At 62.7% G+C, this 25,249-nt stretch carries 24 protein-coding genes and 1 tRNA gene; 10 read left to right on the plus strand and 15 right to left on the minus strand.

Annotated elements, in window-relative coordinates; all coding sequences use genetic code 11:
- Positions 1-72: 72 nt before the first annotated feature.
- The 3 genes from ICJ04_RS14100 to ICJ04_RS14110 form a co-directional block, all read right to left on the minus strand.
- Positions 73-1,050 carry a beta-ketoacyl-ACP synthase III gene (locus ICJ04_RS14100; RefSeq protein ID WP_188324843.1) on the minus strand — a complete coding sequence of 326 codons (978 nt, stop codon included), beginning with the start codon at positions 1,048-1,050 and terminating at the stop codon, positions 73-75.
- Positions 1,051-1,140: 90 nt separating this feature from the next.
- Positions 1,141-1,335, minus strand: coding sequence for a 50S ribosomal protein L32 (rpmF, locus tag ICJ04_RS14105; RefSeq protein WP_042613380.1), 195 nt, complete (start codon positions 1,333-1,335; stop codon positions 1,141-1,143).
- 135 nt (positions 1,336-1,470) lie between these two features.
- The gene (locus tag ICJ04_RS14110) at positions 1,471-1,986 is read right to left on the minus strand and encodes a YceD family protein (protein ID WP_188327348.1); all 516 of its coding nucleotides are present in this window, start codon (positions 1,984-1,986) and stop codon (positions 1,471-1,473) included.
- Between the two features lie 114 nt (positions 1,987-2,100).
- Between ICJ04_RS14110 and ICJ04_RS14115 the strand changes: the two genes are divergently transcribed.
- Positions 2,101-2,673 (plus strand): Maf family nucleotide pyrophosphatase, encoded by a 573-nt coding sequence (locus ICJ04_RS14115; RefSeq protein WP_188324844.1) that lies wholly within the window; start codon positions 2,101-2,103, stop codon positions 2,671-2,673.
- Between the two features lie 46 nt (positions 2,674-2,719).
- Here the strand turns inward: ICJ04_RS14115 and ICJ04_RS14120 are convergent, their stop codons facing one another.
- Complete coding sequence (locus ICJ04_RS14120) at positions 2,720-4,561, minus strand: glycosyltransferase family 39 protein (RefSeq protein ID WP_188324845.1); 1,842 nt, start codon at positions 4,559-4,561, stop codon at positions 2,720-2,722.
- 67 nt (positions 4,562-4,628) lie between these two features.
- Here ICJ04_RS14120 and ICJ04_RS14125 point away from each other — a divergent pair, with 67 nt between their 5' ends.
- Genes ICJ04_RS14125 through ICJ04_RS14140 form a run of 4 tightly spaced genes read left to right on the plus strand, consistent with a single transcriptional unit; the run spans position 4,629 to position 8,965 of the window.
- Positions 4,629-5,555 (plus strand): MoxR family ATPase, encoded by a 927-nt coding sequence (locus tag ICJ04_RS14125; protein ID WP_188327349.1) that lies wholly within the window; start codon positions 4,629-4,631, stop codon positions 5,553-5,555.
- Entirely contained in the window at positions 5,552-6,508 is a 957-nt protein-coding gene (locus tag ICJ04_RS14130; RefSeq protein WP_223202902.1) for a DUF58 domain-containing protein, read from the plus strand. The genes ICJ04_RS14125 and ICJ04_RS14130 overlap by 4 nt, the downstream gene beginning before the upstream one ends.
- Positions 6,501-8,444, plus strand: coding sequence for a DUF3488 and transglutaminase-like domain-containing protein (locus ICJ04_RS14135; protein ID WP_188324846.1), 1,944 nt, complete (start codon positions 6,501-6,503; stop codon positions 8,442-8,444). Before ICJ04_RS14130 ends, ICJ04_RS14135 begins: the two co-directional genes overlap by 8 nt.
- The gene (locus ICJ04_RS14140; RefSeq protein WP_188324847.1) at positions 8,441-8,965 is read left to right on the plus strand and encodes a Slp family lipoprotein; all 525 of its coding nucleotides are present in this window, start codon (positions 8,441-8,443) and stop codon (positions 8,963-8,965) included. The genes ICJ04_RS14135 and ICJ04_RS14140 overlap by 4 nt, the downstream gene beginning before the upstream one ends.
- Positions 8,966-9,030: 65 nt before the next feature.
- Here ICJ04_RS14140 and ICJ04_RS14145 read toward each other — a convergent pair whose 3' ends face one another.
- The 4 genes from ICJ04_RS14145 to dnaX are packed head-to-tail and all read right to left on the minus strand — an operon-like array spanning position 9,031 to position 12,351.
- Positions 9,031-9,390 (minus strand): histidine triad nucleotide-binding protein, encoded by a 360-nt coding sequence (locus tag ICJ04_RS14145; RefSeq protein ID WP_188324848.1) that lies wholly within the window; start codon positions 9,388-9,390, stop codon positions 9,031-9,033.
- 17 nt (positions 9,391-9,407) lie between these two features.
- Positions 9,408-10,007, minus strand: a complete 600-nt coding sequence (gene recR, locus ICJ04_RS14150) for a recombination mediator RecR (protein ID WP_188324849.1) — start codon at positions 10,005-10,007, stop codon at positions 9,408-9,410.
- A gap of 55 nt (positions 10,008-10,062) precedes the next feature.
- Positions 10,063-10,383 carry a YbaB/EbfC family nucleoid-associated protein gene (locus ICJ04_RS14155; protein ID WP_188324850.1) on the minus strand — a complete coding sequence of 107 codons (321 nt, stop codon included), beginning with the start codon at positions 10,381-10,383 and terminating at the stop codon, positions 10,063-10,065.
- A gap of 6 nt (positions 10,384-10,389) precedes the next feature.
- Positions 10,390-12,351, minus strand: coding sequence for a DNA polymerase III subunit gamma/tau (gene dnaX / locus ICJ04_RS14160; RefSeq protein WP_188324851.1), 1,962 nt, complete (start codon positions 12,349-12,351; stop codon positions 10,390-10,392).
- 143 nt (positions 12,352-12,494) lie between these two features.
- Here dnaX and ICJ04_RS14165 point away from each other — a divergent pair.
- The 3 genes from ICJ04_RS14165 to ICJ04_RS14175 all read left to right on the plus strand — a co-directional run bounded on the left by ICJ04_RS14165 (position 12,495) and on the right by ICJ04_RS14175 (position 14,977).
- Positions 12,495-12,587: transfer RNA gene (locus ICJ04_RS14165), tRNA-Ser, on the plus strand.
- Between the two features lie 87 nt (positions 12,588-12,674).
- Positions 12,675-14,210 carry a site-specific integrase gene (locus tag ICJ04_RS14170; RefSeq protein WP_188324852.1) on the plus strand — a complete coding sequence of 512 codons (1,536 nt, stop codon included), beginning with the start codon at positions 12,675-12,677 and terminating at the stop codon, positions 14,208-14,210.
- Positions 14,207-14,977 carry an NYN domain-containing protein gene (locus ICJ04_RS14175; protein WP_223202903.1) on the plus strand — a complete coding sequence of 257 codons (771 nt, stop codon included), beginning with the start codon at positions 14,207-14,209 and terminating at the stop codon, positions 14,975-14,977. The genes ICJ04_RS14170 and ICJ04_RS14175 overlap by 4 nt, the downstream gene beginning before the upstream one ends.
- A 512-nt stretch (positions 14,978-15,489) precedes the next feature.
- Here ICJ04_RS14175 and mobQ read toward each other — a convergent pair.
- Complete coding sequence (gene mobQ / locus ICJ04_RS14180) at positions 15,490-17,031, minus strand: MobQ family relaxase (protein ID WP_188324853.1); 1,542 nt, start codon at positions 17,029-17,031, stop codon at positions 15,490-15,492.
- Positions 17,032-17,459: 428 nt separating this feature from the next.
- Here mobQ and ICJ04_RS14185 point away from each other — a divergent pair, with 428 nt between their 5' ends.
- The gene (locus ICJ04_RS14185) at positions 17,460-17,990 is read left to right on the plus strand and encodes a DUF4760 domain-containing protein (RefSeq protein WP_188324854.1); all 531 of its coding nucleotides are present in this window, start codon (positions 17,460-17,462) and stop codon (positions 17,988-17,990) included.
- A gap of 1,380 nt (positions 17,991-19,370) precedes the next feature.
- Here ICJ04_RS14185 and ICJ04_RS14190 read toward each other — a convergent pair.
- From ICJ04_RS14190 to ICJ04_RS14210, 5 genes are all read right to left on the minus strand, one after another.
- Complete coding sequence (locus ICJ04_RS14190; RefSeq protein WP_188324855.1) at positions 19,371-19,832, minus strand: hypothetical protein; 462 nt, start codon at positions 19,830-19,832, stop codon at positions 19,371-19,373.
- Between the two features lie 688 nt (positions 19,833-20,520).
- Positions 20,521-20,760, minus strand: a complete 240-nt coding sequence (locus ICJ04_RS14195; protein WP_188324856.1) for a hypothetical protein — start codon at positions 20,758-20,760, stop codon at positions 20,521-20,523.
- Between the two features lie 51 nt (positions 20,761-20,811).
- A complete protein-coding gene (locus ICJ04_RS14200; RefSeq protein WP_188324857.1) occupies positions 20,812-21,885 on the minus strand; it encodes a Shedu anti-phage system protein SduA domain-containing protein in 1,074 nt (357 codons plus the stop codon).
- Between the two features lie 35 nt (positions 21,886-21,920).
- On the minus strand, positions 21,921-22,655 hold the full coding sequence (locus ICJ04_RS14205; RefSeq protein WP_188324858.1) for a uracil-DNA glycosylase family protein: 735 nt from the start codon (positions 22,653-22,655) through the stop codon (positions 21,921-21,923).
- A 61-nt stretch (positions 22,656-22,716) separates the two neighbouring features.
- Entirely contained in the window at positions 22,717-22,863 is a 147-nt protein-coding gene (locus ICJ04_RS14210; protein ID WP_188327393.1) for a hypothetical protein, read from the minus strand.
- A 353-nt stretch (positions 22,864-23,216) separates the two neighbouring features.
- On the opposite strand from ICJ04_RS14210, the gene ICJ04_RS14215 reads away from it, so the two are divergent.
- Positions 23,217-24,608 (plus strand): site-specific integrase, encoded by a 1,392-nt coding sequence (locus tag ICJ04_RS14215; protein ID WP_188324859.1) that lies wholly within the window; start codon positions 23,217-23,219, stop codon positions 24,606-24,608.
- A gap of 69 nt (positions 24,609-24,677) precedes the next feature.
- Here ICJ04_RS14215 and ICJ04_RS14220 read toward each other — a convergent pair whose 3' ends face one another.
- On the minus strand, positions 24,678-25,211 hold the full coding sequence (locus tag ICJ04_RS14220) for an H-NS family nucleoid-associated regulatory protein (protein WP_188324860.1): 534 nt from the start codon (positions 25,209-25,211) through the stop codon (positions 24,678-24,680).
- Positions 25,212-25,249 lie beyond the last annotated feature (38 nt).

The following is a 25,249-nucleotide window of genomic DNA, read 5'->3' on the forward strand; positions in this document are numbered from 1 at the left end:
GGGTTTCTCCATAACGCACTACGGCCCCGAAGGGCCGTAACGACGATCTAACGATGTCGTAACAGAGGGGTATCAATAACGCAGCAGCGCCGAACCCCACGTGAAGCCGCCACCGAAAGCTTCCAACAGCAGCAGTTGACCACGCTCCACACGGCCCGAACGCACCGCGTGATCCAGCGCCATTGGCACCGAAGCCGACGAGGTGTTGCCGTGCTGGTCGACCGTCACCACTACCTGGTCCATCGACAGGTCCAGGCGCTTGGCCGTCGCTTCGATGATGCGCAGGTTGGCCTGATGCGGGATCAGCCAGTCCAGGTCGTCCTTGGTCAGCGCATTGGCTGCCAGGGTTTCATCGACGACCGAGTCCAGCGCCTTCACTGCGTACTTGAAGACGTCGTTGCCCTTCATCAGGATCGCGCCGCGGGCTTCTTCGCCCTTACCGAACCCGACGGAGATCCCGACCGGATTCCACAGCAGCTCTTTCTTGCTGCCATCCGAATGCAGGTGGGTGCTGAGGATGCCGGTCTCTTCATCGGCCTTCAGCACCACCGCACCGGCACCGTCACCGAACAGCACGCAGGTCGTGCGGTCTTTCCAGTCGACGATACGGGTGAGGGTTTCCGCACCGATGACCAGCACGTGGCGTGCATCACCGGAACGAATGAATTTGTCGGCCACGCTCAACGCGAACACAAAGCCGGAACAGGCGGCATTGACGTCGAAAGCGGGGCAACCGCTCGCACCGAGCTTGGCCTGGATCAGGCACGCGGTGGACGGGAAAATCAGATCGGGCGTGGTGGTACCGACCACGATCATGTCCAGCTGGCTGGCATCGATGCCGGCCGCTTCCAGTGCCTTTACCGCAGCGTGGTAGCCGAGGTCACTGGTGGTTTCTTCATCAGCGGCGATGTGCCGCTCTTTGATGCCGGTGCGCGAAACGATCCACTCGTCCGACGTCTCGACCATGCGTTCCAGGTCGGCGTTGGTCAGCACTTTCTCCGGCAAATAGCTACCGGTGCCCGCGATCCTCGAGTAGATCCGCTTGCTCATCGACATTCCTGTTGCGCGGGTGACCGCGGACGGTAACCCGGGAAGATACGGCAAAGGCCGCTGCCTGGACGGCAGCGGCCTTCACTCACATCAATCTTCTTCGACGGAAGAAGTCTTGGTCTGGATGACCTTCTTGCCGCGGTAGAAACCATCGGCAGTGATGTGGTGACGCAGATGCACTTCGCCCGTGGTCGGGTCGGTCGACAGCTGCTTTGCGCTCAGGGCGTCATGCGCACGGCGCATGCCGCGGCGGGACGGGGTAACACGGGATTTCTGCACAGCCATGGGATTGCTCCAAACTCGGTTCGATTTTCTTCGTCGTTTCGTCGCACAGGACGCCAGCGTCCAGCACACTTTTCGCTTTCGCCGCAGCCGCCGACGATACCCGGCTGCAAATTCGTCAGTCGAGCGAACTCGACATCACGGATCTTTTTTCTTCAGAGAGGCCAGCGCCGCGAACGGGTTGACCTTGTCCGTTTCTTCCTTCGTCGGTGCCCATTCGCGCTCGACTGCTTCGCCATCGGGCGAGAGGGCTACGACCGGAACCGCCAACACCAACTCGTCCTCGACCAGCTCCAACGGTGCCAACTGGCCATCTACCGGCACCAGCAAAGCCTCGAAGTCTTCCGGAAGCGACGATTCCTCGTCTTCCTCGCGGATCAGGCCGATCTTCTGCACCAGCTTCACCGGCAGCAGGAAACGCTGCAGGCTGCGCTGACAGATCAGCGGCAGCTCGGTATCGATGGTCAATTCCACATAGGATACCCGCAGGATGTCGTCGTGCGAGAATTCCAGCGCAAACGTGCACTGACCTTCCGCATCGGCAACGAGGCCTTGCAGGCGGGTGAATTGAGCCAGATCGACTTGGCCGTCGAAGCGCCTTCGCGCTGCGACCATCCGCCAAGCATCCAGCGTTTCGGGCACGTTCGCGGACATAAGCCGCTGAATGTTAAGGATCGCCGCCGCCCCTGTCAAATGCCGATGACTTCAGGCTTGTCGCGGGGGCCGCGCAGGGGCCAGACTGGCCCGCCCAGACTGTCATCATGCCGCATGAGCACCCTGCTGCTGGCCTCTACGTCCCCCTACCGCCGCGCGCTGCTGCAACGGCTGGCCCTGCCCTTCGACTGCGTACGGCCCGATGTGGATGAATCGCCGCTGGCTGGCGAGCCACCGCGTGCGCTGGCGGTGCGGCTGGCGGCAGCCAAGGCAGCGGAGGTCGCCAAGCGGTACCCGGGCGCCTGGGCGATCGGATCGGACCAAGTCGCCGATCTGGACGGCCAGCCATTGGGCAAGCCCGGCAGTGTGCCGGCCGCGCAGGCGCAGTTGGCGGCCATGTCCGGCAAGATGGTGCACTTCCACACCGCGATCTGCCTGATGCGTGATACGGAGCAATTGCACGCAGTGGACACCACCAGCGTGCGCTTCCGCGATCTGCAGGCGGCGGAGATCGCGCGCTACGTGGACGCCGAACAGCCGCTCGACTGCGCCGGCAGTTTCAAATGCGAGGGCCTGGGGATTGCCCTGTTCGACGCGATCGATAACCGCGATCCCACCGCGTTGGTCGGGCTGCCGCTGATCGCACTATGCGGGCTGCTGCGGCAGGCCGGCTTCGCCGTTCCCTGAGCGCCCAGGCCCGGCCTCACCAACCGGAATCCCGGCAGCTATCGCCCTACCGCGCAGGCACCACGAACGGCTGTTCCTGCCATGTCTCCACGCTGCCGTCGTGACCGTGCAGCCGCAGGCCCAGCCAATGCCGGCCGGGTGCAAGCGTGGTGGTGTCGATGCGCGCGTCGAAGCCCACCTGCGGATGCTGCGGATCGGTCGACTGCGGCCAGGCCGGGCGGATATCGAACGTGCGCCCGTACACCGCGTCCGTGACGTAGCGGCCGTCCACCAGCACTTCCACGCGCGACAGCCCCACCCCGTCCTTGAATGCCCATCCCTTCACCGGCATCTGGGCATCCACGCGGTCGCCCGAGGACGGCGTATCGAACCACGCCATCGCCGGGGTCACGCACGGCCGCTCGTCGCGCTGCGGCGGCAAGCGGAACAGCAGGAAACGCTGGAAACCGTGATCGTTGCTGACCACGCGAGGCGGCGGCAAGGGGCCGACCTGCGTGCAGATGGCGTGGTAGCGGTCCAACAGTTCGCGGTAACGCTGGTCGCTGGGCGACAGCACCAGCAAGCGCGGGCCATCGCGCCGACCCTCATGCAACAGGCCCCACAGTCCCAGCTGCACACTCCGGCCGTGCTTGTCGTTCAACGGGTGCGGCAGCACCTCGATCTCCGCATTGCCCAGCTGGAAGCCCAGTTCCGCGCCGACCTTGAAGTTACCGGCCAGCACCCTGGTTTCCGGCGGCATCTGTTTCAGTTCATCGCGCACTGCCGCGGCCAGCGGCTCCCAGCCGGCGAAGTTGCGCGGGTAATACTTGTAACCGGCAAGCTGCTCGCGCAGCGCCGGTGAGGACACCATCAGGTAGTAACTGAAGGCCAATGCCAGACCGACGCCTGCGGTCCACCAGGCGGTACGGCGCAGCCAGCGCGGCCAACCGTTGAGTACGACCGGCACGGCCACCAGCAGCGCCAGGTACCCCGGCAGCGGCCAGTGGAAGCTGATGCGCTCCACGTCGGTGAAGAAGCCCAGCACGAAGATCGCCAGCGTGGACACCCCGCCCACCAGGCCGAAATAGCGCCACTGCGCGCGCGCGCCGTCGCCTGCGCGGGTGCCGGCCACGGCCACTTTCCACATCGCGATGCACAGCAACGGGGTGACCAGCATGGGCTGGATCAACAGGAACCACAGCCCCGACCACTGGAAATCCCAAGGATGGCGATCCACCACCTGGAATTTCAGGCCAGCCTCGTGGTTGTCTGCATTCCACGCCAGCAACGGCAGCCATGCGAGCACACCTACCGCCAATGCCACCCAGATGCGCGGATCGCGCAGCATGCGGCGGCCCTGCGGCATCAACAACAGCGCAACGAAGCCCACCGCGATCACGCCGATGAAACGGTAATGACTCAATGCGCCGATCAGCAGGCCGAGCGCCAGACGTACCGCCGCGGCGGCGTCAACCTGGCGCAGCAGGCGCGCACCGGCACCCAGGCACAACACCGCCGCCATCGCCATGGGCACGTCCGGCACCGCCAGCATGCCCAGCGTGGCCGACAGCGGCATCAGCAGCGTCAGGCTGCCTGCCTGCCAGCCGGCTACATTGCCGAACCAGCGCGTGGCAATGCGCGAGACCGCCCACGGCAGCCAGGCGCCGATGGCCAGGAACGGCAGCCGCAGCGCGAGCACGTGATGGCCACCGATCTCCACGCCCACCCGCGCCAACCATGCGGTGAGCCCGGGCAGATCGGAATACGCAGCGGCCAGATGCTGACCTTCCTGCCAATAAAACGCTTCGTCCACGAACAACGGCAGACGCGCCGCCACGACCAGCTTCACAGCCGTGATCAGCGTCCATAACCACAGAAATATCGTGCGTGCGCGTTGTTCGCCCTGCATTGCTCTATAGAATCGAAGGAAGACCGAGCCAGAGACGACGATGGAATCTTCGCCCCGCGTGTCCCGCATGCTAACCGATGAACTGCTTCAGGCCCTGCATGCTGCGCAAGAGCAGGTCAATTCACTGGTGCTGGGCAAGGCCCATGAGGTGCGGCTGGCCTTCGTGGCGCTGCTGTCCGGCGGGCACCTGCTGATCGAGGACCTGCCCGGCCTGGGCAAGACCACCCTCGCCCACGCGCTGGCATCCAGCCTGGGGCTCGGCTTCCAGCGCGTGCAGTTCACTTCCGACCTGCTGCCTGCCGATGTGCTGGGCGTGTCGATCCTCGATCCCGGAAGCCGCGAGTTCGCCTTTCATCCCGGGCCGGTGTTCACCCACGTGCTGCTGGCCGATGAAATCAACCGCGCCCCGCCCCGTACGCAGAGCGCCCTGCTGGAAGCGATGGCCGAGCAGCAGGTGACGCTGGACGGGCAGACCCATGCCCTGCCGGACCCGTTCTTCGTGATCGCCACGCAGAACCCGGTGGACCTCTCGGGCACCTTCCCGCTGCCGGATTCGCAGCTGGACCGTTTCCTGCTGCGGCTGGCGATGGGCTATCCGAACGTGGATGCCGAACGTGAGCTGTTGCGTGGCGTGGACCGCCGCGATTTGATCGCGCGCGCCACCCCGAAGCTGGACGACAACCAGGTACGGCAGTTGCGCGATGCCGTGCTGCAGGTACACGTCAGCGATGCGCTGGTGGACTACGTGCAGGCCCTGCTGACCCGCAGCCGCCAGCATGCCGGCGTGCGCGTGGGCCTGTCGCCGCGTGCCGGGCTGGCCCTGTTGCGCGCGGCCAAGGCCCATGCCTTGCTGCTGGGACGTGCGCACGTGGTGCCCGAAGATGTGCAGACGCTGTTCATTGGGGTCGCCGGCCATCGCCTGGTGGGCGAGGCGGAATCCTCCGCCGGTCCTGCGCTCGCACGCGCCATCCTGCAGACGGTGCCGGTGGATTGAACGCGCCTGCGCCTTCGCGTCGGCAGCGTCTGCTGGCGCTTGCCCAGCCGCGTCAAACTGAAACCCTGCCACAGCGGCTGCATCGGCGGCGCATCTACGTGCTGCCCACGCGGTTCGGGCTGTTCGTCGCGGCGCTGCTGTTGGCGATGCTGCTGGGGGCGCTGAACTACAACAACAATCCCGCATTGCTGCTGGCCCTGCTGTTGTCTGGCGCGGCAGTAGCCAGCACGATCAGCGCCCACCTTGCGCTCTCCGGGGTAAGCCTGGATGCGGTGGCCGCCGAGCCGGTGCCCGCCGGTCATCCCCTGCGGCTGCGGCTGGCCTTGTCGCAGCGCGAACAGCGCAACCGCCCTGGCCTGCAGCTGGATCATGGTGATGCCCGCAGCTGGGTGACGCTGCCGGCCAGCGGCCGCGTGGAAGCCACGCTCGACCTGCCTACCGAACGGCGCGGTTGGCTGGACCTGGAGCGCATCCGCCTGTCCACCACGCAGCCGCTCGGCCTGGTACGCGCATGGGCATGGTTCTGGCCGGACCAGCCATTGCTGGTGTATCCACACGCGGAAACGCAGGGACCGGGACTACCCGAACAGGGCAGCGACCCGCTGCACAGCCGCATGGACGCCGCCGGCGAAGAGCTGCATCAGCTGCGTCCGTATCGCGCAGGGGATCCTCGCCGCAGCATTTCCTGGAAGCATTCCGCGCGCCGCGACACGCTGCTGGTGCGCGAGTACGAAAAACCGGTAGGGATCGATGCCGTACTGGACTGGCGCCACCTGCAGGGACTGGGTACAGAACAACGTGTTGCCCGTCTGGCGCGCTGGGTCGACCTGGCCGAACGCCAGGGACGGCGCTACACCTTGAAGCTGCCGGGGCAGCCGCCGCTGGGTCCGGCCCAGGGCGCGCCCCATCATCACCTCTGCCTGCGCGCGCTGGCGCTGCTGCCTCATGACTGAACCCGCCTCTTTGCTGGATCGCCACGCACGCGGTTGGGCATTGGCCAGCACCGCGCTGGCCTTGCTTCCGCTGTTGTTGCAGTTGCCCACGCTGCTGGCGTCGGCCATTGCCGGCACGGCGGTGCTGACCGCGCTGGTATCGCGTCGCGGCCTGCTTCCGGTGCCCGTGAGATTGCTGCTGGTGGTGGCGATGCTGGCGTTGATCTACGCGCAGATGGGCATGCGGCCTGGACGCGATACCGGCTGCGCGCTGCTGGCGGCCATGCTGGCGATCAAATCCAGCGAACTGCGCACGCTGCGTGATGCCCGCAGCCTGCTCGGCTTTGCTTTGTTCGCGCCGTTCGCCGCCTTCCTGCTGGACCAGGGACCGATCACCACCGTGCTGGCGGTACTGGCCGGCACCTGCGCTCTGCTGGCCCTGCAGCGCTTGGCACAGGCCGAAGGACATGCACCGCCACCGGCCCTGCGCACGCAACTACGCGGCGTGATGCGCCTGTTGCTGATCGGCCTGCCGCTGGCGATGGCCACGTTCTGGCTGTTCCCGCGGCTGTCGCAGCCGTTGTGGGGTCTGCCCGAGCGGGCGGTCGCCCGACCCGGCCTGTCCGACAGCATGGAACCCGGGCAATGGCTGGATCTGATGGCCGACGACACCCCCGCCCTGCGCGCGCAGTTCCGCGGGCCGGTGCCGGCGGCCGAACAGCGCTACTGGCGCGGCCCCGTGCTGAGCCGTTTCGACGGGCGCCGCTGGCAGCGCGATCGCGGCCTGGAACAGGCCCCGCCGGCAGCGGTACAGCCCGGTGCGCAGCGCTGGGACTACACCATCGATTACGAACCCACCGACCGCCGGCAGCTGGTCGCGCTGGATCTGCCCGGCGCAGCGCCCGAAGGCAGCCGGCTGACAGCGGACTACAGCCTGGTCAGCGACCGCCCGCTGAGCGCACTGACCCGATGGACGCTGCAGTCCGCCCCCCCGCAGGTATTTGCCGGCGACCTGTCACCGTTTCAGCGCGAACTGGCCCTGCAGCTGCCTGCCAACTTCAACCCGCGCACCGCCGCACTGGCAAGGCAATGGCGCGCGCAGGCCGGCACCGATGACGCCGCACTGGTACGCCGCAGCCTGGAGTGGATACGCGCCGAGTTTGCGTACTCGCTGGAAACCCCGCTGCCGGGTCGCAACGCCGTGGACGAATTCCTGTTCGACCAGAAGGTGGGATTTTGTGAACACTTCAGCTCTGCCTTCGTGGTGCTGATGCGCAATGCGGGGGTGCCGGCACGCGTGGTGACCGGCTTTGCCGGCGGCGTGCGCAATCCCATCGGCGACTACTGGGTGGTGCGCCGCATGGACGCTCACGCGTGGGCCGAAGTGTGGCTGGCGGGGCGCGGCTGGGTTCGCGTGGACCCCACCGCTGCGGTGGCACCAGAGCGCATCTACGACACCCTCGACGATCGCCTGGGCGCCAATCCGGGCGGCGTGCAGGGGGCGTGGCTGCAGACCGGACAAGCCCTGGACTGGCTGCGGCGTGGCTGGAACGACCTGGTGCTGTCCTTCGATGCCAACCGCCAGCAGCATCTGCTGCGCACCTTCGGCATGCCGGACCTGAAGCCGGGGCAACTGATCATCGGCTTCGTGGTCATCGCGTTGCTTGCCGTCGGTGCCATGGCGTGGGTGCTGGCACGCGGCGAACGCGAGCGCGACCCCCTTCTGCGCGCGTGGCATCGCCTTGGGCGGCGGTACGCGCGGCGCGGTCTGGGACGCGAACCGGCCGAGCCTGCCATGGACTGGGCACGCCGCGTTCACGCCCAACGGAGCGACCCTGCATTGCTGGCGCTCAGCCAGCGTTTCGTCGACGCGCGCTACGCTGGCACTCACGTCGACCACGCCTCATTATTGGTCGACCTGCGCAGGCATCGTCCGACTTCCGGAGCCACACCATGAACCTGAAACTTCTGCTTCCCTTGGCGGCTTCGCTTGTACTGGCCGCCTGCGCAACGGCGCCCAAGCCGCTGCAGGGCCAGTTCAACCCCGTCACGCCCCGTGACTCGGTATCGACCCAGCAGGTCGGTGCGCCGGTGCGCTGGGGTGGCCGCATCATCGAGACCATGCCGGTGCAGGGCCAGACCTGCTTCCAGATCATCTCGCGCCCGCTGACCGCCAGTGGCCGCCCGACCTCCACCTCGACCGACGCCAGCGATGGCCGGTTCGTGGCCTGTCGCGCCGGCTTCTACGATCCGGCCGTGTTCGAAGAGGGCCGCGATGTGACCTTCATCGGCCGCGTGGACGGCTTCGAGAGCGTCAAGATCGGAGAGTACGACTACCGCCTGCCCAAACTCGCCGCCGACGTGATCTATCTGTGGCCGGTGCAGCGTCAGGTGGACGTGGTGCCCTACCCGTATGGCCCGTGGGGTCCGGGTCCGGCATGGGGCCCGTGGGGCTATGGCCGTTACGGCTGGTGGTAAGCCACCTGCCGTTTCGTTGCTGACCAGAAAGCCGCCTTCGGGCGGCTTTTTCGTGCACGGCGTACTTACTTGCCCGGCGCGCCGAAGTGACCCAGCGGCGCACCGGCCAGCAGGTGCAGGTGGATGTGGAAGACGGTCTGGCCCGCATTCTCGCGGCAGTTCATGACGATACGGTAGCCATCCTGTGCCAGCCCCTGGTCACGCGCATACGAGGCGGCCGCCAACGCCAGCTTGCCGATCAGGTGGGCCTGCTCGGGCTGAAGGTCATCCAGGGTGGGGATGATGTGCTGCTTGGGAATGAAGAGCACATGCACCGGCGCCTGCGGGGCGATGTCGTTGAAGCCCAGGACCTCCTCGTCTTCATAGACGATGGTGGCAGGGATTTCCCGGCGGATGATCTTGCTGAAAAGCGTTTCGTTGCTCATGGCTGCCTCGATGATGGTTATTCCCGCACTTCACTGCGCGTACCGAACGCATGCGACAACGTGCCGCGATCGACGAACTCCAGCTCACCGCCCAGGGGCAGGCCCTGCGCCAAGCGGCTGGGCCGCACGGTGCGTGCACGCGCCAACTGCGCGAGATAATGCGCGGTCGCTTCGCCTTCCACGGTGGCACTGGTGGCGATGATCATCTCGCCGATTTCGCCCTGCGCCAGGCGCTGGTCCAACTGCTCCAGCCCCAGCTCGCGCGGGCCGATGCCATCAAGCGGCGACAAGCGCCCCTGCAGCACGTAGTACACGCCACGGAAACCGGTTGCGGTCTCGATGGCCAGGCGATCGGCAGGTGACTCCACCACGCACAACTGGCCGCGATCGCGGCTGCCGTTGGCGCAGGTCGCGCACAGTTCGGTTTCGCTGAAGTCCCGGCACTGCGCACAGTGGCCGATGCGCTCCATCGCCTGGGCCAGGATCGCCGACAGCTTCTCGCCGCCCTCGCGCTCACGCTCCAGCAGGTGGTACGCCATGCGCTGGGCCGTCTTCTGGCCCACGCCCGGCAGCACACGCAGTGCATCGATCAACTGTTCAAGCAGGGGGGCGGTCATGGTCGCGCTTCGATGGAGCGGGCCGACGGCCCGCTGCAGGTGATGGAGCCGCTGCTCAGAACGGCAGCTTCATGCCCGGCGGCAACTGCATGCCGGCGGTGGCCGAACCCATGCGCGTCTTGGACTCCGCATCGACCTTGTTGGAGGCGTCGTTGAACGCAGCCGCCACCAGGTCTTCCAGCATTTCCTGGTCGCCCAGCAGCGACGGATCGATACGCACCTTGCGGCACTCCTTGGCACCGGTCAGGGTGACGCTGACCATGCCGCCACCGGCAACACCGGTGACTTCAAGCTTGGCGATTTCTTCCTGGGCCTTCTGCAGGTTCTCCTGCATCTTCTGGGCCTGCTGCATCATCTGGGCGATATTGCCGCGCATGGTTCTTTACTCTTCAAAGGGACGGATGGATTCGGACACGAGCCGCGCACCGTGCTGTTGGATCAGCACCTGTACTTCCGGATCGGCCATGAAAAACGCCTCGGCCGCCTGCTGGCGTTCGCCACGCTGACGGTCCGAGCGCTGGTGCAGGGTCTCGGCCGACGCCTGCGTGGTATCGACCACGATCTTCGGCGGCGAACCCAGCGCCTTGCCCAGCATCTCCGACAGCGCACCCAAGGCGCGCTCGGAGCTCAGGTATTCAAATCCGGGCGACAAGCCCAGTTTCAAGACCCCATGCTGGAAACTGATGAAGGCCGCATTGGCGGCGAGCTGCCGCGAGGGACCACTCAGGCCGCTGCCAGCCACCAGTTCCAGCCAGTCTTCGGCGCACGCCAGCGCTGACAGCTCGCCGGCTGCAGACGACGCGTCCGCCTTCTTGGTCGCGACCGGCGCGATGGCGATGCCTTCGGCCTGGAACGGCGTGGCCGGCGCGGGTGCCGGCTCTGCCGGCGGCTGCCACGGCGCCACCATGGCGGCGTCCGGGCCGGCCATTTCAGCCGCCAGGGCGGCATCACGCTCATCATCGCCCTCGGCTGCCTGCACCTGCCACGGCGGCAGATCGGCATCATCCGGGGACGACGGCGGCGGCTCTTCCACCGGCACGGGCGGTGCCGGCGGAGGATCTTCCACAGGCGGTGGTTCCTGCACCGGCTTGGGGTCCGGCGCTGCCTGCTTCACGGCCACGGGGGCCGCTTGCTTCGGTTGTGGCGCGTCCTGCTCGGCGGATGCGGCCGCGATACCCGTCGGCCCCGGATTCACCCCCGACCCTGACGAGCCACCCGGCTGCGCGCCCTCGCCCCCTTCCGGCGCACGCGGCACAGGCGGCACCGCAGCGGCCGGACGGAAGGCCAGCATGCGCAGCACGGCCATTTCAAAGCCTGCGCGCGGGCTCGGCGCCAGCGACAGGTCACGCCGACCATTGAGCGCCATCTGGTACCAGAGCTGCACCACTTCCGGCCGCACACTGTCCGCGAAACGGGCAAGGTCCAGACCGTCGGCGGCGATCGCGCCCGGCACCAACTGCTGCACCTGGATGCGATGCAGCGCCTCGGCCAGCGCTTCCAGCACGCCACTCCAGTCCGGCGAAAACTCCGCCAGCGCCGCCACCACCTTGAGCAGGCGCTGACCATCGCCGTCGGCCAGCGCTTCCAGCATGGCCGCGACCTGGGTGCGATCGACCGTCCCCAGCATGGTGCGCACCACGTCTTCGCGCAGCGCACCGCCGGCGTAGGCAATGGCCTGGTCGAGCAGGGACAGGCCGTCACGCAGGCTGCCATCGGCGGCCTTGGACAGTTGCACCAGCGCGCTCTCGTCGGCTTCGATGTCCTCGGCCGCCAGGATGCGGGTCATCTGCCCCTGGATCTGATCTTCGTCCAGGCGCTTGAGGTTGAACTGCAGGCAGCGGCTGAGCACGGTCACCGGCAGCTTCTGCGGATCGGTGGTGGCCAGCAGGAACTTCACGTGCTCCGGCGGTTCTTCCAGCGTCTTCAGCAGCGCATTGAAGGCCGCCTTGGACAGCATGTGCACTTCGTCGATCAGGTAGACCTTGTACTTGCCGCGCGACGGCATGTACTGCGCGTTCTCGATCACCTCGCGGACATCGTCCACGCCGGTGTTGGACGCCGCATCGATTTCCAGCAGGTCGATGTAACGGCCCGAATCGATATCCAGGCACGACGGGCACTGACCACACGGATCCGCGCTGGTGCCCTGTTCGCAGTTCAGCGACTTGGCAAAAATGCGCGCGATGGTGGTCTTGCCCACGCCGCGGGTACCGGTAAACAGGAAAGCATGGTGCACGCGGCCGCTGTCCAGCGCATTGGTAAGCGCGCGGACCACGTGTTCCTGGCCCACCAGCTCGGCAAACCGCTTCGGACGCCACTTGCGGGCAAGGACGAGATAGGACATCAGGCCACCGTCTTCATCAGGACGTCCATTGTGCCACGCCTGTCCAGTCCCCCCGCCTGCCACCGAAGGTGCTTGTGTCCGGCCGCGCAGCCAGCTAGAATCTGCGGCCCCTGCAACGGCATTGTCGTTCCGCAGGGGAATCCGGAGAGGTGTCCGAGCGGTTGAAGGAGCACGCCTGGAAAGTGTGTAAGCGTCTAAACCGCGCTTCGGGGGTTCGAATCCCCCTCTCTCCGCCAGATTAAGCAAACCCCTGTTTACGCAGGGGTTTTTGCTTTTCCCGGAATGACTGCTGGTGCTGATGCAAGCCGGGACACACCTCCCTTATGCGCATCCCCCATCATTTGGTTCGAGCCCGCTCTGGGCTCTGGTCGTTCCGGCAGCGGGTTCCCACGGACCTTCAGGCCCTCATCGGCAAACGCATCCTCAAGCGCACCCTGCGCACTTGCGAAATGGCCGTGGCGCAACTGCGCGCCCTGACGCTGGCGGCACGCTATGCTCAAGCGTTCAGCGTGTTGAGGGAGCAACGCATGGGAAATCAGGACGAAGACATCGAGACGCTGCTCGAGCGCCTCACCAACGCAGACAACCTGCAGCAGCTGACGCTAAACCGCACCCGCGCGGCGGACGGCACCATCACCGAGCATTGGCAGATCGACACGCCGGAAGACGTGAAGCTCTACCAGCAGATCATGGATCTCGCCGCCTCCCAGCCCAGCCCGCTGGCAGCCATGTTGCGCAAAGAGCTCCCGCCTCCTTTAGCTGCCCCGACCCGCACAGCCAAGCCGTCCATCGAGACCATCGCCTTGGGTAAGGCCAAGGATGCGTGGCTGGCCAGCATCAAGGGCAGCAGCCTGCCCAAGACTTGGACCATCAAAAGGACAGCGGTCGAACTCCTGACCCGCTTCCTTGGCGAGAAGACCAAACTGCACTCGCTCACTCGGTCCGACCTAGCCCGGTGGTATCAGCACATGCGCGATGAAGGGGCATCGACCCCCACCCTGACCAACAAGCAAAGCTATGTGGGTGGCAAAGGCGGCTTTTTCGAATGGGCCATGGCCTCGGGCTACTACCCGAAGGGCGACAACCCGGCTTCTGGCCACGTGAGCTACTCGACTCGGGAAAAGCGGGCCCGACGCAGGTTCGGCTTCAAGGCTTACGACTCCCATCAAATCCAAGTCCTCTTTGCCCCGGCGGCGTTCGAGGCCCTGCCCTTGCCGGCCCGCTGGGCAGCGTTGATTGGCCTTTACACGGGTGCCCGGGCCTCCGAAGTCGGGCAGCTGATGACCAGCAACATTACTGAGGAAGGCGGCGTCCCCTGCATCCAGATTTCTGACGAGGGCGAGCACCAGCGGGTGAAGACCGATGTAAGCGTCCGCACCGTGCCAGTCCACCCCGACTTGGCAGCGCTTGGCTTCTTGGAATGGGTCGAGGGCATGCGGGCCGAGGGCCATACCCGTTTGTTCCCTGGAGCCAAGGCCGAGGCCAAGAACGGCCAGGGCAACTGGGTGTCCAAGGCCTTCAGCCGCTACTTGGCCGAGGTGGGCAAGAACTGGCCCACCGCCAAGCGCGGGTTCCACTCCTTAAGGAAAACCCTGATTCAAGAGCTCCAAGGCTTGGGTGTGGTCTCGGAGCTGCGGGCGCAGATCGTCGGCCACGAACTGGACGACGAGCACCACGCCACTTATAGCCGTGACTTCACCGTCAAAGAGAAGCTGGACGGACTGGGCGCTCACTCCCCTGGCCTTCGGACGCTGGGCTATAGGCTCAACCTGGAAACGCTGCGGCCCTTGGTGGATCCAGCACTGCTGCCCGAAGGCAGCCTTCCTACAAAGCGTCACAAGGCAAGGAGCAACGCGTGAGCATCCACCCCATCGAGAGTCGAGTGGCCGTCCTCTTGGATTGCGATAACGTTCCACCGGAGGTTGTAGACCACGCCCTCCTGATGGCCGCCCAGTTCGGACGAGTGGTGCTCCGCCGTGGCTACGGCAATCACTCCACTCTGGCCAAGCGCTGGCAGGAGACCTTGGTCCGGCAGGCCTTTACCCCATGCCTCCAATACCAATACGCAGCAGGAAAAAACACCGCTGACATGGCATTGGCCTTAGATGCCTTAGAGGCAATGTTTGATCAGCGGGTCGACACGTTTTGCCTGGTGACGAGTGACTCAGACTTTGCCTACCTCTGTCGCAAGCTCCGAGAGCGCGGCGCAACGGTGTGCATCGTGGGAGAAGCCAAGACGCCAGAGGCGTTGCGCAACGCCTGCGACCAGTTCTTTGAATGGAAGCCTTGCGAGCAGAAGCCCGAGACGGAGGACCAGGCCCCAGCCTTGAAAGAACAGCCACAAGCAAAGGCGGAACCCCTCAAACCCCTTCCGAAGCGCCGCCCCCGCTTCTTGGTCGACGCCGTAGCACTCCTCGCCGACGGCAGCCCGGACGGAAAAGTCATCGTCAGCGCCCTGGGCAACTACCTGAAGCGAACAGATCCCTCGTTTTCGCCCAATGCTTATGGGCACTCGGGCCTGCTCAACATGGTCAAGACGTATGACCTGCTCTTAGCCTCCCAAGCTCCAGGAAGCCATTGGTTGGTGAAGCTGGCGCTGGAGCAAAGCGTGGCAGAACAGGACTGAGGCCCAAGGAAGGCCAACGCCTAAGGTGATAAATCCGAAGGAAGAAACTGTGACGCATTGCGTCATCAGGCGCTTGCGCATTCCCGCTTGGGTGCTTCGATGTGAAGACCCTTCACTAGATGATTTACCAATGCCCGCAAACGTCGAACTTCGCATCGCCAGCCAACTTCTTCAGGCCTTGCTTCCTCAAAGCGGCACACGGGATGCCGCTGAGCGAGAAGTGGATGCTCAACACGCCCTGGATGTCGCCAAAATACTGCTGCGCCGGTTCGCAGCCTCCCCTGGAAGCCAGGCCCCTCAAGCCCTGACCTACTCTCCGTCCACCAATGGTGCTTCGCGAGCCGCACCGGTTGACCGGAATCAAGTCCCGCAAAGCTTCCCCTCTACTGACGCTTGGCGTGCGGCTCGTGGCTTGCCCCCAGTGAAGCCTGCCCCCACCAGAGTGCCATCAGCGGGCCCCGGCCGTCGATGAACAACAGCCCCGCGAAATGCGGGGCTTGTTCTATCTGTCATCAGTGGAACTTTGGCCCGCGATGACTCGGCGGAGGTGAAGTTAAAGCGCCGGCCGCCACGGGCTGCGGAGCATGAGCCTGCCCAACCAAGACCTGGGGCGGCGAGGGCAATGCCTCGAGCAGCGCTGCCTTTCTGACGATTTCCGCATCAATCAGGCTCAGCTCCTGCTCTGATGCCCTCGCCTGCGCCGACTTCAACTCGGTCGCGCGCGTTTCCAGCACTGACAGCCGCCGCCCCCGGCGCTGGGTCCACTCTGGCTTGGAGTAGCAGGTCGAGCCCAGTGGGTAGTCAGAGTTGAAGCGCTCCCACTCCTGCTCAGCCATGTGATTCAGCCGCGTGGCCCTGCCGAGGGACAGCAGCCGGCGAGCTCGTCCCACAATCAGATTCCTGAGGGCACGGACCTGAAGAACGGCCTTGGTGACCCACTGGCGTAACTCGGTGGTCTCGGGCTCGTGTTCCAGCTGTTGCTTTACCCACTCCAGAGCCGCTCGGATCTTCCCCATCGCCAAATCGGCCCTTGCCCTGGAGATCTCTTCCACGTCTCGCAGGGACTGGGCGACCCAATGGGCCAAGCTGACGGGGCCGTGCTCCGGCGGCGCATGAGAGGTGCTCAGCACGTGCTGAAGCCGCACCCCCGACACCCCCCGCATCTCCAAGCCAAGCGGGAGCCCGGCCGTTTCCTTGTTGATCACGCGCGCCCCGTCCCCGGCCCCCTCTCCTTGGCCCCGGGTTGGCACGGGTTTTCCAGCCAGCCCGGCTTTACGCACCAAGTAGTCGTAGTGCTCCTGGTTGTCCTCAGCAATCTGGTCGTTGGTTCTCGCCTTGACGGCCTCCTCCCCTTTGCCAACCATCGCAGCTGCCCATTTGCCTAGGTGCTGGGTCGGCTCGCGAGAGAGTGCCGCCGCCGCCAAGTCATCCCCCCGTTCCATTGCCGACCGAGCCTGCTCGGCCAGGCTTCGGTGGTCAATCGCGCTGGTATGCCCGGCGGCCTCCAGGTGGGCGTTTGTCGTCGCTGCGACCATCTCCCGAATCCACTGAACTTGGACCTTGCCGGACGGCCCTACGTCCAGCTCCCTGGTTTTCTCGCCAAGCCCATCAGGCCCAAGGCGCCGCGTGGTGGCCAGGATGTGGACATGGTGGTTGAGCCCATCCGGCGTGCCAGGGGCATGGATGCTCGCTTGGACAGCGAACCCGTATCGGTCGACCAGCGCATCGGCGAGTGAAAACGCCAAGTGTGCCCGTTGCTCCTCGGACAACTCGTGGGGCAAGGAGACTTCGAACTCCCTAGCTACGGTAGCGTCCTTTCGGCGCTCGGCGGCTTCGGCGACGGCCCAGAGCTCCCGAGGGTCTAACGCCCACTCGGGAGCGTCTGGCGGGGCGAGGCAGAAGCTTTCAACGACACCGCTGCGACGGCGGTAGTCGTGCTGTTGCCCGGTGAGCAAGTCCGCGAGCAACAGGCCGCCCCGATAGGCGGCTGCGGCGACGGCGGATTGCCCCCGGCTGCGGCTGAAGGTTTTGATGGAGGTGTGGAAGATGGCCATAAAGATTCCTGTGAAAACAGGATTCTTTATGGACCAGCTTTTGCCGTTGGCAAGCCTCGCAGAGGCTTGGGGTTCCAGGGGCGGAGCCCTTGGCGCACGCGTTCCGGAGGAACGCCTAAGTGCGCTCTTGCCCTCCGGCATTTACATTAATGAACGCGGGCCGAATCACGAAGACGAAGCCACGCTTATACAGTTTGTATGATGACAAGCCCTCGGTGTGCCAGCACGGTAGCAGCTTGACAAAAATACAAGTATCACGTATAAAAAGGAGGCGAGCACTAAACGCCCGCTTCCAATAGGAGGATGTATGCGCGACGGATTTGATGGCATTTAACAAAACAACAAACTGATCCAAATACCGATTGCCCGCCAATGGCGGGCAATTTTGATTGTGAAGAAGCCATGGAAGGTCTATGAACATTTTAGGGATGGAACTCAAGGACCTGACTGTGGTCCTAGGTGTCGTCGTGGCAGTTGCGACATTGCGAACCAATATTGGCTTGGCGCGCAGAAAACAAAGTTCAGACCTTGTCTTCGCTGGGAGAGACGATCAATCTTTCGTCACCGGAATTAGACTACTCCGCAAGTTTAAGGCGAGCGGAGATATCGCCTCATTCGCGACTTCAGCAAATGCGATGTCGGAGGATGCCATTAAAATAAGGTATGTGCTGAACTATTTCGAAGCACTCGCCATCGGCGTCCGGAAGAGCATTTATGATGAAGACATTCTTTACTTAAACTATAAAACAACCGTCAAGCACATGATGGGCGCCGCCACCCCATACATCAGAGCATTAAGATCCAATCAAGACGTCCCATCGCTTTATTGCGAGCTTACGTGGCTGGCGGATCGATGGCATGCTGCGGAACACAGCACCTTTGCGCAACTCAGGATTGCCATCACCTATTCTCGAATTCTAAGGCTCGTATCCAAAGGCAGGATTGACGTTCGTCCCTAGCTATAATCATCGAAAACTTCAAAAATGGTAGTAGAGGTTTTTTGACGATGCCCACAAGTCATTGAGATACATCGACATGAAGCTTCGTTTCCCAAGCACTTATGGCGAGATTTGAGACGTTAAGCCACCTGACCCGCGTCTTCGCACAACCTCCTCCATTTCAGCCAGGGTCACGCTGGCTCCATCCGCAAACCTGAAACAACCTTCCCACGCCATGGCGACAACAAGGGCCGGGCCTTCCTTGCGGTCGATGACGATGGCCCCAGGGCGATAGAGATGCCGAGAGGTCCCAGGCGTAAAGTGCCCATATGCGGACGGCACCAACCTTGCGTCAATCTCTGAAGCAAGGCGGTCGTCCAAGGATGCAAGGAGGGCCATGCCATGGACGGCGACATATGCGCCTGCCAGAGACGCTCCCTCGGGCAGCATTCGATACAGTGGCATTACGCTACCCCCTCCGGACGCTCGGTGGCCAGGGTCGATGCCGTCGACGGAGTAGAGCCCTACGTCAGAAGGGAAAGGTGCTTGACCAAAGATGGAAGCCACCACTTCGGGAGCCGGCTTTAGCTTTTCTCGTCCCAGCCAGCCCGCAGCAGCAAAATTCACTAGGCTATTGAATAACCATCGCTCCAACAGATGACCGTCGAGGTAAAGACGATCATTGAAAGTCGGGTCACTGCTGTCTGCCTCGAACTTGGAGAGCTTGCCCACACAGGTATCAAGTGGACTCAACATGGAGTTGTGCCGGCGGCAAAGAATGTTGAATTTCTCTGCATTTGCGGTGGGAAGACCGTCTCTGATGCGCCGGACCCCTTCGATCACTACAGGGCACCCACAGCCAGGACTGAAGACGGCACTGCTGATGACGTGCTCTCCAGACATCGAGTCGCAGCCTCCTAATGAATGCGCCCAGCACCTAGACTTCATTAGCTGTCTCCCAACAGACGAGAGACCCAACTCATCCATCCCGACTCCGAATAACCGGCAGACGCCCTGAGGCCACTGCCAGCTCGGTGGACGGTCAACGAAACAAGCTCATCTTGGGACTGTAGAAAGAAAGGCCCATTCACGCCCATCACAAAGTGGTCTCCCTGCAGGGCGTCACAGTGGGAACAATGGTTGGCCCAATAGTTGACGCCGGCAGTCTGCGACTGGCCGATACGCAGGAGTGGTGCGGCCTGGACGACGAACGCCTCGGCGGCTGCGTCCAAGGATTCGACATATTGCAGGACAGCAGCATCAGCGACCTCCAGTTCGCCCTCCTCATCGAACTCTGTGAGGCGTGGCACCCAGATGGCAGTGACTAGGGTAGGTAAGCCACATTTCCAACAGCCCATGGGAGCTTGGAGCAAAGCAAAGCTAGGCGCGTTAAGATTGAAGTCAGTCACGACCAGAATCCAGATAGTCTCCACGGTCCCAAGATCGGTAGCGCCAAGGGAGGACCTCCTCCAAGGCCGTTATCCGCGGCTCTGGCATCAGTGATAGCGCACGGGTGCCTAAAAGCAAGCGATCCACGCGCTCGTTGGGAACGAACAGCCATGGCTGAAGCGTCCAATCGGCGGGGATACCACAGTCCCTCGCCAACGGCTCCTTCAAGGCAAGCCAGTGCTGATCCCGGCTTTTCAGGCCGTTCAATAGCGCGGGTAGGCGGACCGCGTAAGAGATTTCGCAAAGGTAAACCGCCCGGTCGCGGACACTCACAGCGACCGCATGGCAATACCAGTGAAGGCCACTGGTATCGGGATTGCTCCCAGGGCTCAGCTGGATGCACCACTGCGCATTGATGAACAGCCCGCGATCCGCTCGAAGGTAATCGAGAACCACCCACTCAAAGTGGTCCATCCCCAACTCCTGCTTCAGAGCTGACGAGATCCACCCCCCTTCAACGACTCGGCGAGCCTACTAGCGCACAACGGGCGACCATCAGGGCGGGCATTTGCCACCGCACGAGCCGCCAGCAGAGACGCGACTAAAAGGTCTCCGCGAGATCGCGAACCATTTGACCAATCCGCAGGAAGTGCCGACAGCGCGGCTAAAGCCTCCTTACCGGCTAGATGCTGTATGCATGTCAGCCATGTCCACTGAAGACCGATCTCAGCGCGCAACCGTATTCCCAGACCCTTCTCATCCACCCTCTTCTCAATGAGATCGAGGAAGCCGATGGCTGCGGCGATCGCTTTCCCGGACGGTGATAACCGACTCTTCTTCGTCCGCCAAGCGCTACGCATTGCCTCTGACCTCCTCCATCATCGCGTCACATAGAGGAGTCACCTCTAGGCTACATAGACACGCTGCCACGTCGACTGTGGAAGCGCATGCATGGGAGACATCTAGGCCAAAAGCACTGAGCCGGCCGATATGGCTAAACCGAAAATTCTGCATATCCTCCCCCGAAAAAACGTAGAAGCGAGGAAGTTTACCAACAGTCCCGCCCACGAGATCCACGCGCTAGCGAATGTAATCCAGCCTCCATGGTTAGCACGGAACCGCGCCGCTGCCCCATGCGCACTTCTGAGAAGTAGGCGTGATCTCAGATATGACTTCTACCGCGCTGAATCACAAAGACCAGTCCCGCCTTCTTCAGACGACGCGTCAAGTCCTCAACTTCATCCAGCGAGGGATTGTTAGCGAACTCCAAGCGAATATCAGCGTCCTCAAGCCCTGGAATGGTCAAGTATTCCTCGAACGCGATGTATGGGGTCGTGCCCAACTCCGGGCTCCCTTCACACACCTTTAGGTGGGGGAAATCCCTGTGCACTGAAACGCTCATCTAAACCTCCATCGTGACGGGCTGGAAGATCTCTTTATACATCGCCAAGGCCTACCAGGGAATGTCGTCGTCGAGTTCGACGCCATCGACCGACGCGGCCTCGGGACCCGCTGCGGGGGACAACATTTCCAACAACCGCTCCCCTTGCGCCAGTAGATGGTCATAGGTCATGACGGTGATACCGTTCATCCGCCGATTGAGCCCATGGAGCGCGCGTTGCCGCTCATCGCTCCAATCATGGGAGCGACCAATAACGATCGTGGCACGCGGGTGATAGGCCACTACCTCTTTGTGGTCCTGCAGTCCTTTGTCAGCAAACTCGTAAAGCATGTCTAGGTATCGGTGGCATTGACCCACGGCCCTGGATACATCTGCGGAGAAGTAGAAGTTCTTGTGTGCCTTGTCATAGAGAAGCACCTCCATGTCGGGCCGCTTCAGCTCAACGATATCTCGATAGCCCGCAATGACGTTAGGCAACATCAGATCGATGTTGTCCCCAGTGGTGATTGCACGCACCTCATCCCGGACCACGTAGGCATTGCCGAAGGCCCAGCAGTGCTTCTCGCACCATGACTGGTAGACCTGCTCAGCCGACTCCGCACGCCCTAGGCTGGAACGCAGCTCAGCAACTGCGGAGCGCATCTCACTGAGACGAATAGATCCCCGGAGCGCGGTGGTCAGCTCATGAGTGAGCTCTGTGTTGGCCAGGTGCTGGACCAAATCCGAGTGAGAGAGGACTTTGGTGAGCGCTCCGACGAGGGACTGGGGGTCATGCCCGGTCAGATCCGCTGCGCCGTTTGCGACCTTGATTAGGATGAACTCACCGGCTTCCGATTGCTGCGTCAACGGAAGATGGGTCTGAAGGTATTTAAAGAGCTTCAGCGTTGAGATTTCAGTCAGGCTGATAGTCTTCGGCTTGTCTTCCTCCCAAGGCGAAGCTTTCGTCTTCTTGAACCCCTCCAGCTTGATGGAGAAGCCGGTGTGGTCACTGTGCGGAATCAGCCAGCCGACGACATGAAGCTTTGTCCTGGACGTTTCGTTGAGCACGACGACGGGGACGTAGTCCAACTTGCCACTGCTGGCCGTCTTCCTTACAACCTTGGTCAGTTCCGTTGTATCGCTCATTGAACTACTCTTCTCCCACTGCGCAACGCGCATTGTTAGTTCTGTTTGGCAATCGCTATCAGATGACGCAGGGCGGCACTCCGGTCCTGCCATGTGTCCACATGCCAAGATGGGTGATAGACCCACGTCATCAGGGCTGACCCACCCTCGTAGTCCAGCGACCAGACCTCTCGGGATTCAATATAACGCCGCTTGCCCTCCCCTCGATTGACATGTCGGGCGTTGAAGGGCTCCAACCCCGGCTGGGGCTTGCCATGACTGAAGAGTCGCCAAGCCGTCCGGCCCAGAACCAGCACGACGTTAGGCTTCAGCACCGGCAGGATTTCCTGCCACAGAACATCACCACCGTCACGCAGCGCCTGATTCCGCGGCCGATGACTTGCCTGCGAACCTGCGAACGCCTGGGAGAGGTTCAAGAATGCCACGCGCCTCCAGGCTTCGGCGGCTTCCTGGCGCTGGAAGTCCTGCCGTCCATTGAGGAGCAAGTCTAGTGCCTTGAAGAAGGGACCGTCGCCCGCTTTTCGGACCTCCGTCGCCATCTCACGGAAGGTATCTTGCGTGAAGGGCCTGGTCACTTCGAGCGCATCGCTGAGCCCCTCATTTCGGTAGTGTGACTCCCCCAGCAGCAGGACACGCACCCCGTCCATGCCCTCCCAGTAGAGGTCACCCCAATAGGGGATGAAGCGGACTGCATCAGGCCATTGGTAGCCGTCGAGGTTCGCCCCAGCTGAGCTGTTCGGCCTATGCACTCCTGGACTATCCCCTGTCATCGTCATTCCTCGAACAAGACACTTCGGAGAGACCGGCGCCGGATGGCGCCGGCCAATGAAACTACTTCTTGGTCTTCTTGCCCTTGTCCGGCGCCTGGCTCAGGGCAGAGCCCGCCGCAGTCTTGGACTTGCTGCCAGTTCGATCATCACGCAAAACGCTACTTGCGGCCTTAGCTGCCTTCGGGCCCGTCTGCTCGTTCTTCGCCATGCGGTCTCTCCTCACCACCATGTGGTGGCAAGCCGAGCATAAGAAAAACTTACACATAAACTAACAACCCCTCCACCTCATTTATCTAGAGTTCAGGTTATAAAGTGGGTTTAGTTAGCCTATATCAGTTAAACAGTACCAAAATGACTCCGGAGGTTTCACCCCCTTCCCCTCTCAAGTCATTGATATAACAAGAATCACCTTTAAAGAGGACGCCGGTACAAACTTGGCGCTTCATTTAATCCGCCATTGGCGGTGGCAACGCTTACGGTGTTCAAGTCGCAGGCGATTTTGTATTGACCATTTTTTGAGCTGTCTTATTGGTACTTCCATCATTCGATGGAAGCCAAGCAATGCAAACCCCCGCTCTAGAACACCTCCACCAATACCTGCTCCACCCGATGGGCACTCTCCAGCTGAGGGGCGTCCAGATGGGGAACCTTCGTATCGAAGAGTTGAACATCACTGGGCGAGAAGCCGCCATCCACGCCCAGGAGATGCTGGACCGGGCAGACGACCGCCAGCGCCGCAGCCGTAGAGCCAATGGATGCACCCAGTATCCAGCCCCACTCCCCATCGCCTCGGCGCCTCGCCTCCTTTCGGTGGAAATCGCCGATTACGTCAGGTCTCGCGATGACCGCGGCCTAGCGAAGGACACGACCGGCTCGACCTTCCGCACACTCAACCTACTCAAGATGGCCTGCGGCGACATTCCGGTTTCTCGAATCGACCATGCCCACATCTATCGACTGTGGGACTTGCTCCGCTGGGCTCCGCCGTTGCTTCTTTCGGACCCCAAGTATCGCGACTACACATATGAAGAAGCGGTCGCGCTGGGCAAAGAGCTTGCCGTGCAACCACTGGCACCCAAGACGCTTGAGAAGCACCGTCGCTTCCTCTCCACCTTCTTCAAGGGCCTGGTCGAGGCCAACGCGATCCCCGCCTCCCCCATGGCAGCCTTCAAGAAGTTCAAGGACGACCTGGCCGAGGACGCGGATAAGGCAGAGCGCTTGTTCGATGAAGCTGACCTCCAACGCATTTTTGCTCCGGAGACCTTCGTTCCTTGGGCAAAGAGCCATCCGCATCGTTGGTGGATGCCAATGATTGGTCTTTACACCGGGGCTCGCATCAACGAAGTCGCTCAGCTCAAGCTAGCTGACATTGTGCAGATTGATGGCACTTGGTGGATACGCATTCGCGTGACAATCGATCCAGACCTCGCGAATAAGAGTCGAGGCCGGAGTCGTCAACGCCTAAAAGGCAAATCGGCCATCCGGGACGTGCCCATCGCACAGCAGCTGATTGATGCAGGCTTCCTGGACTTCGTTGAAGACATTAGGCAGTGCGGGCATCCGCGCCTCTTCCCGCACCTCTCGGCGGGCGTGAACCGCGCGACGGGCGACTCGAATGCTCGATACAGCCAGGCCGCACTCAACCAGTTCAGCACCTACATGAAACGCTTAGGCTTCAAGAAAGGCGTCGGTTTCCATGCGTTCCGCCACACGATCGCCACAGAGCTTCATCACCAGGACATCCCGGAAGAAGTCATTGCGCTGATTACGGGGCACTCTCCCAACAAACGCGTCGCTGTCTTGCACGAGGCCTATTTCCACAAGAAGCCAGCCTTGGCGCAGAAGAAAAAGCTCCGGACGATCAAGCGCTACAAGCCCAGTGTTGAGTTGCCTAAGTATCAGCGAGGTCAGTTCGCAGATCAGCTGTCAGATCCAGCCAAGTTCTATCCCTGATACTCCTCGCGCGCCTGCCCCGCCACTGGACTCAGTTGCCAGTGGTGGGTGACGAAGGTCTGGCAGCTCTTATTTCGCAATCTTCTTTACCGCAACCCTTGTGGCCTTCTTTGCGGCCTTCTTGGTCGAAGCGCGCTTGGCAGGCTTCTTTACGACCTTCTTGGCAGCTTTGGTCGTCTTTTTCGCCGGCTTGGCAGTGGACGTCCCCGCACCCTCTGCCGCTGGGAATTTGGCATCAGGGTGAGCCTTAGCCCAGGCCCGGCCTTCGCCAGATTTCGCCCAGGCAGTGAAGACCTTGGGTGACAGACCGCGCCCCGTCCAGGTCTCACCGGTCGGCAGCCGGTATTTCGGAGCGACCGATCCGAGCTTGCGTCCCTTCATTGAGCCCCGGAGTGTAGCGGTAGCGCGCCCGGATTGAACCTCAACAGTTTCGCCGGCGATCTTAGCCACCTGCCGGCGCTGGGCCGGGCTAAGCACCTTTGCATAACGCTGGAGCACGGCCAATGCCTTTGGCACCTCGCCATCTCGTTTCTCGACCAGTTTCTTCTGGGCTTCGAGCTGCTTGATTTCTGCGTTGAGCGATTTCAGGGTCGTGAGGGCCAAAAGGGCTACTCCATCAATAAGGCCAGGATTGATTTATA

Source organism: Stenotrophomonas sp. 169 (assembly GCF_014621775.1).
Classification (GTDB): domain Bacteria; phylum Pseudomonadota; class Gammaproteobacteria; order Xanthomonadales; family Xanthomonadaceae; genus Stenotrophomonas.

Coding starts and splice junctions, on each gene's coding strand:
- ICJ04_RS14155 (WP_188324850.1), bottom strand. CDS start 10,383: ATGCGCGGCAATATCGCCCAGATGATGCAGCAGGCCCAGAAGATGCAG.
- ICJ04_RS14145 (WP_188324848.1), bottom strand. CDS start 9,390: ATGAGCAACGAAACGCTTTTCAGCAAGATCATCCGCCGGGAAATCCCT.
- ICJ04_RS14205 (WP_188324858.1), bottom strand. CDS start 22,655: ATGACAGGGGATAGTCCAGGAGTGCATAGGCCGAACAGCTCAGCTGGG.
- mobQ (WP_188324853.1), bottom strand. CDS start 17,031: ATGGCCATCTTCCACACCTCCATCAAAACCTTCAGCCGCAGCCGGGGG.
- ICJ04_RS14140 (WP_188324847.1), top strand. CDS start 8,441: ATGAACCTGAAACTTCTGCTTCCCTTGGCGGCTTCGCTTGTACTGGCC.
- ICJ04_RS14215 (WP_188324859.1), top strand. CDS start 23,217: ATGCAAACCCCCGCTCTAGAACACCTCCACCAATACCTGCTCCACCCG.
- rpmF (WP_042613380.1), bottom strand. CDS start 1,335: ATGGCTGTGCAGAAATCCCGTGTTACCCCGTCCCGCCGCGGCATGCGC.
- ICJ04_RS14185 (WP_188324854.1), top strand. CDS start 17,460: ATGGAACTCAAGGACCTGACTGTGGTCCTAGGTGTCGTCGTGGCAGTT.
- ICJ04_RS14120 (WP_188324845.1), bottom strand. CDS start 4,561: ATGCAGGGCGAACAACGCGCACGCACGATATTTCTGTGGTTATGGACG.
- ICJ04_RS14115 (WP_188324844.1), top strand. CDS start 2,101: ATGAGCACCCTGCTGCTGGCCTCTACGTCCCCCTACCGCCGCGCGCTG.
- ICJ04_RS14135 (WP_188324846.1), top strand. CDS start 6,501: ATGACTGAACCCGCCTCTTTGCTGGATCGCCACGCACGCGGTTGGGCA.
- dnaX (WP_188324851.1), bottom strand. CDS start 12,351: ATGTCCTATCTCGTCCTTGCCCGCAAGTGGCGTCCGAAGCGGTTTGCC.
- ICJ04_RS14200 (WP_188324857.1), bottom strand. CDS start 21,885: ATGAGCGATACAACGGAACTGACCAAGGTTGTAAGGAAGACGGCCAGC.
- recR (WP_188324849.1), bottom strand. CDS start 10,007: ATGACCGCCCCCCTGCTTGAACAGTTGATCGATGCACTGCGTGTGCTG.
- ICJ04_RS14100 (WP_188324843.1), bottom strand. CDS start 1,050: ATGAGCAAGCGGATCTACTCGAGGATCGCGGGCACCGGTAGCTATTTG.
- ICJ04_RS14125 (WP_188327349.1), top strand. CDS start 4,629: ATGCTAACCGATGAACTGCTTCAGGCCCTGCATGCTGCGCAAGAGCAG.
- ICJ04_RS14210 (WP_188327393.1), bottom strand. CDS start 22,863: ATGGCGAAGAACGAGCAGACGGGCCCGAAGGCAGCTAAGGCCGCAAGT.
- ICJ04_RS14170 (WP_188324852.1), top strand. CDS start 12,675: ATGCGCATCCCCCATCATTTGGTTCGAGCCCGCTCTGGGCTCTGGTCG.
- ICJ04_RS14195 (WP_188324856.1), bottom strand. CDS start 20,760: ATGAGCGTTTCAGTGCACAGGGATTTCCCCCACCTAAAGGTGTGTGAA.
- ICJ04_RS14110 (WP_188327348.1), bottom strand. CDS start 1,986: ATGTCCGCGAACGTGCCCGAAACGCTGGATGCTTGGCGGATGGTCGCA.
- ICJ04_RS14190 (WP_188324855.1), bottom strand. CDS start 19,832: ATGGACCACTTTGAGTGGGTGGTTCTCGATTACCTTCGAGCGGATCGC.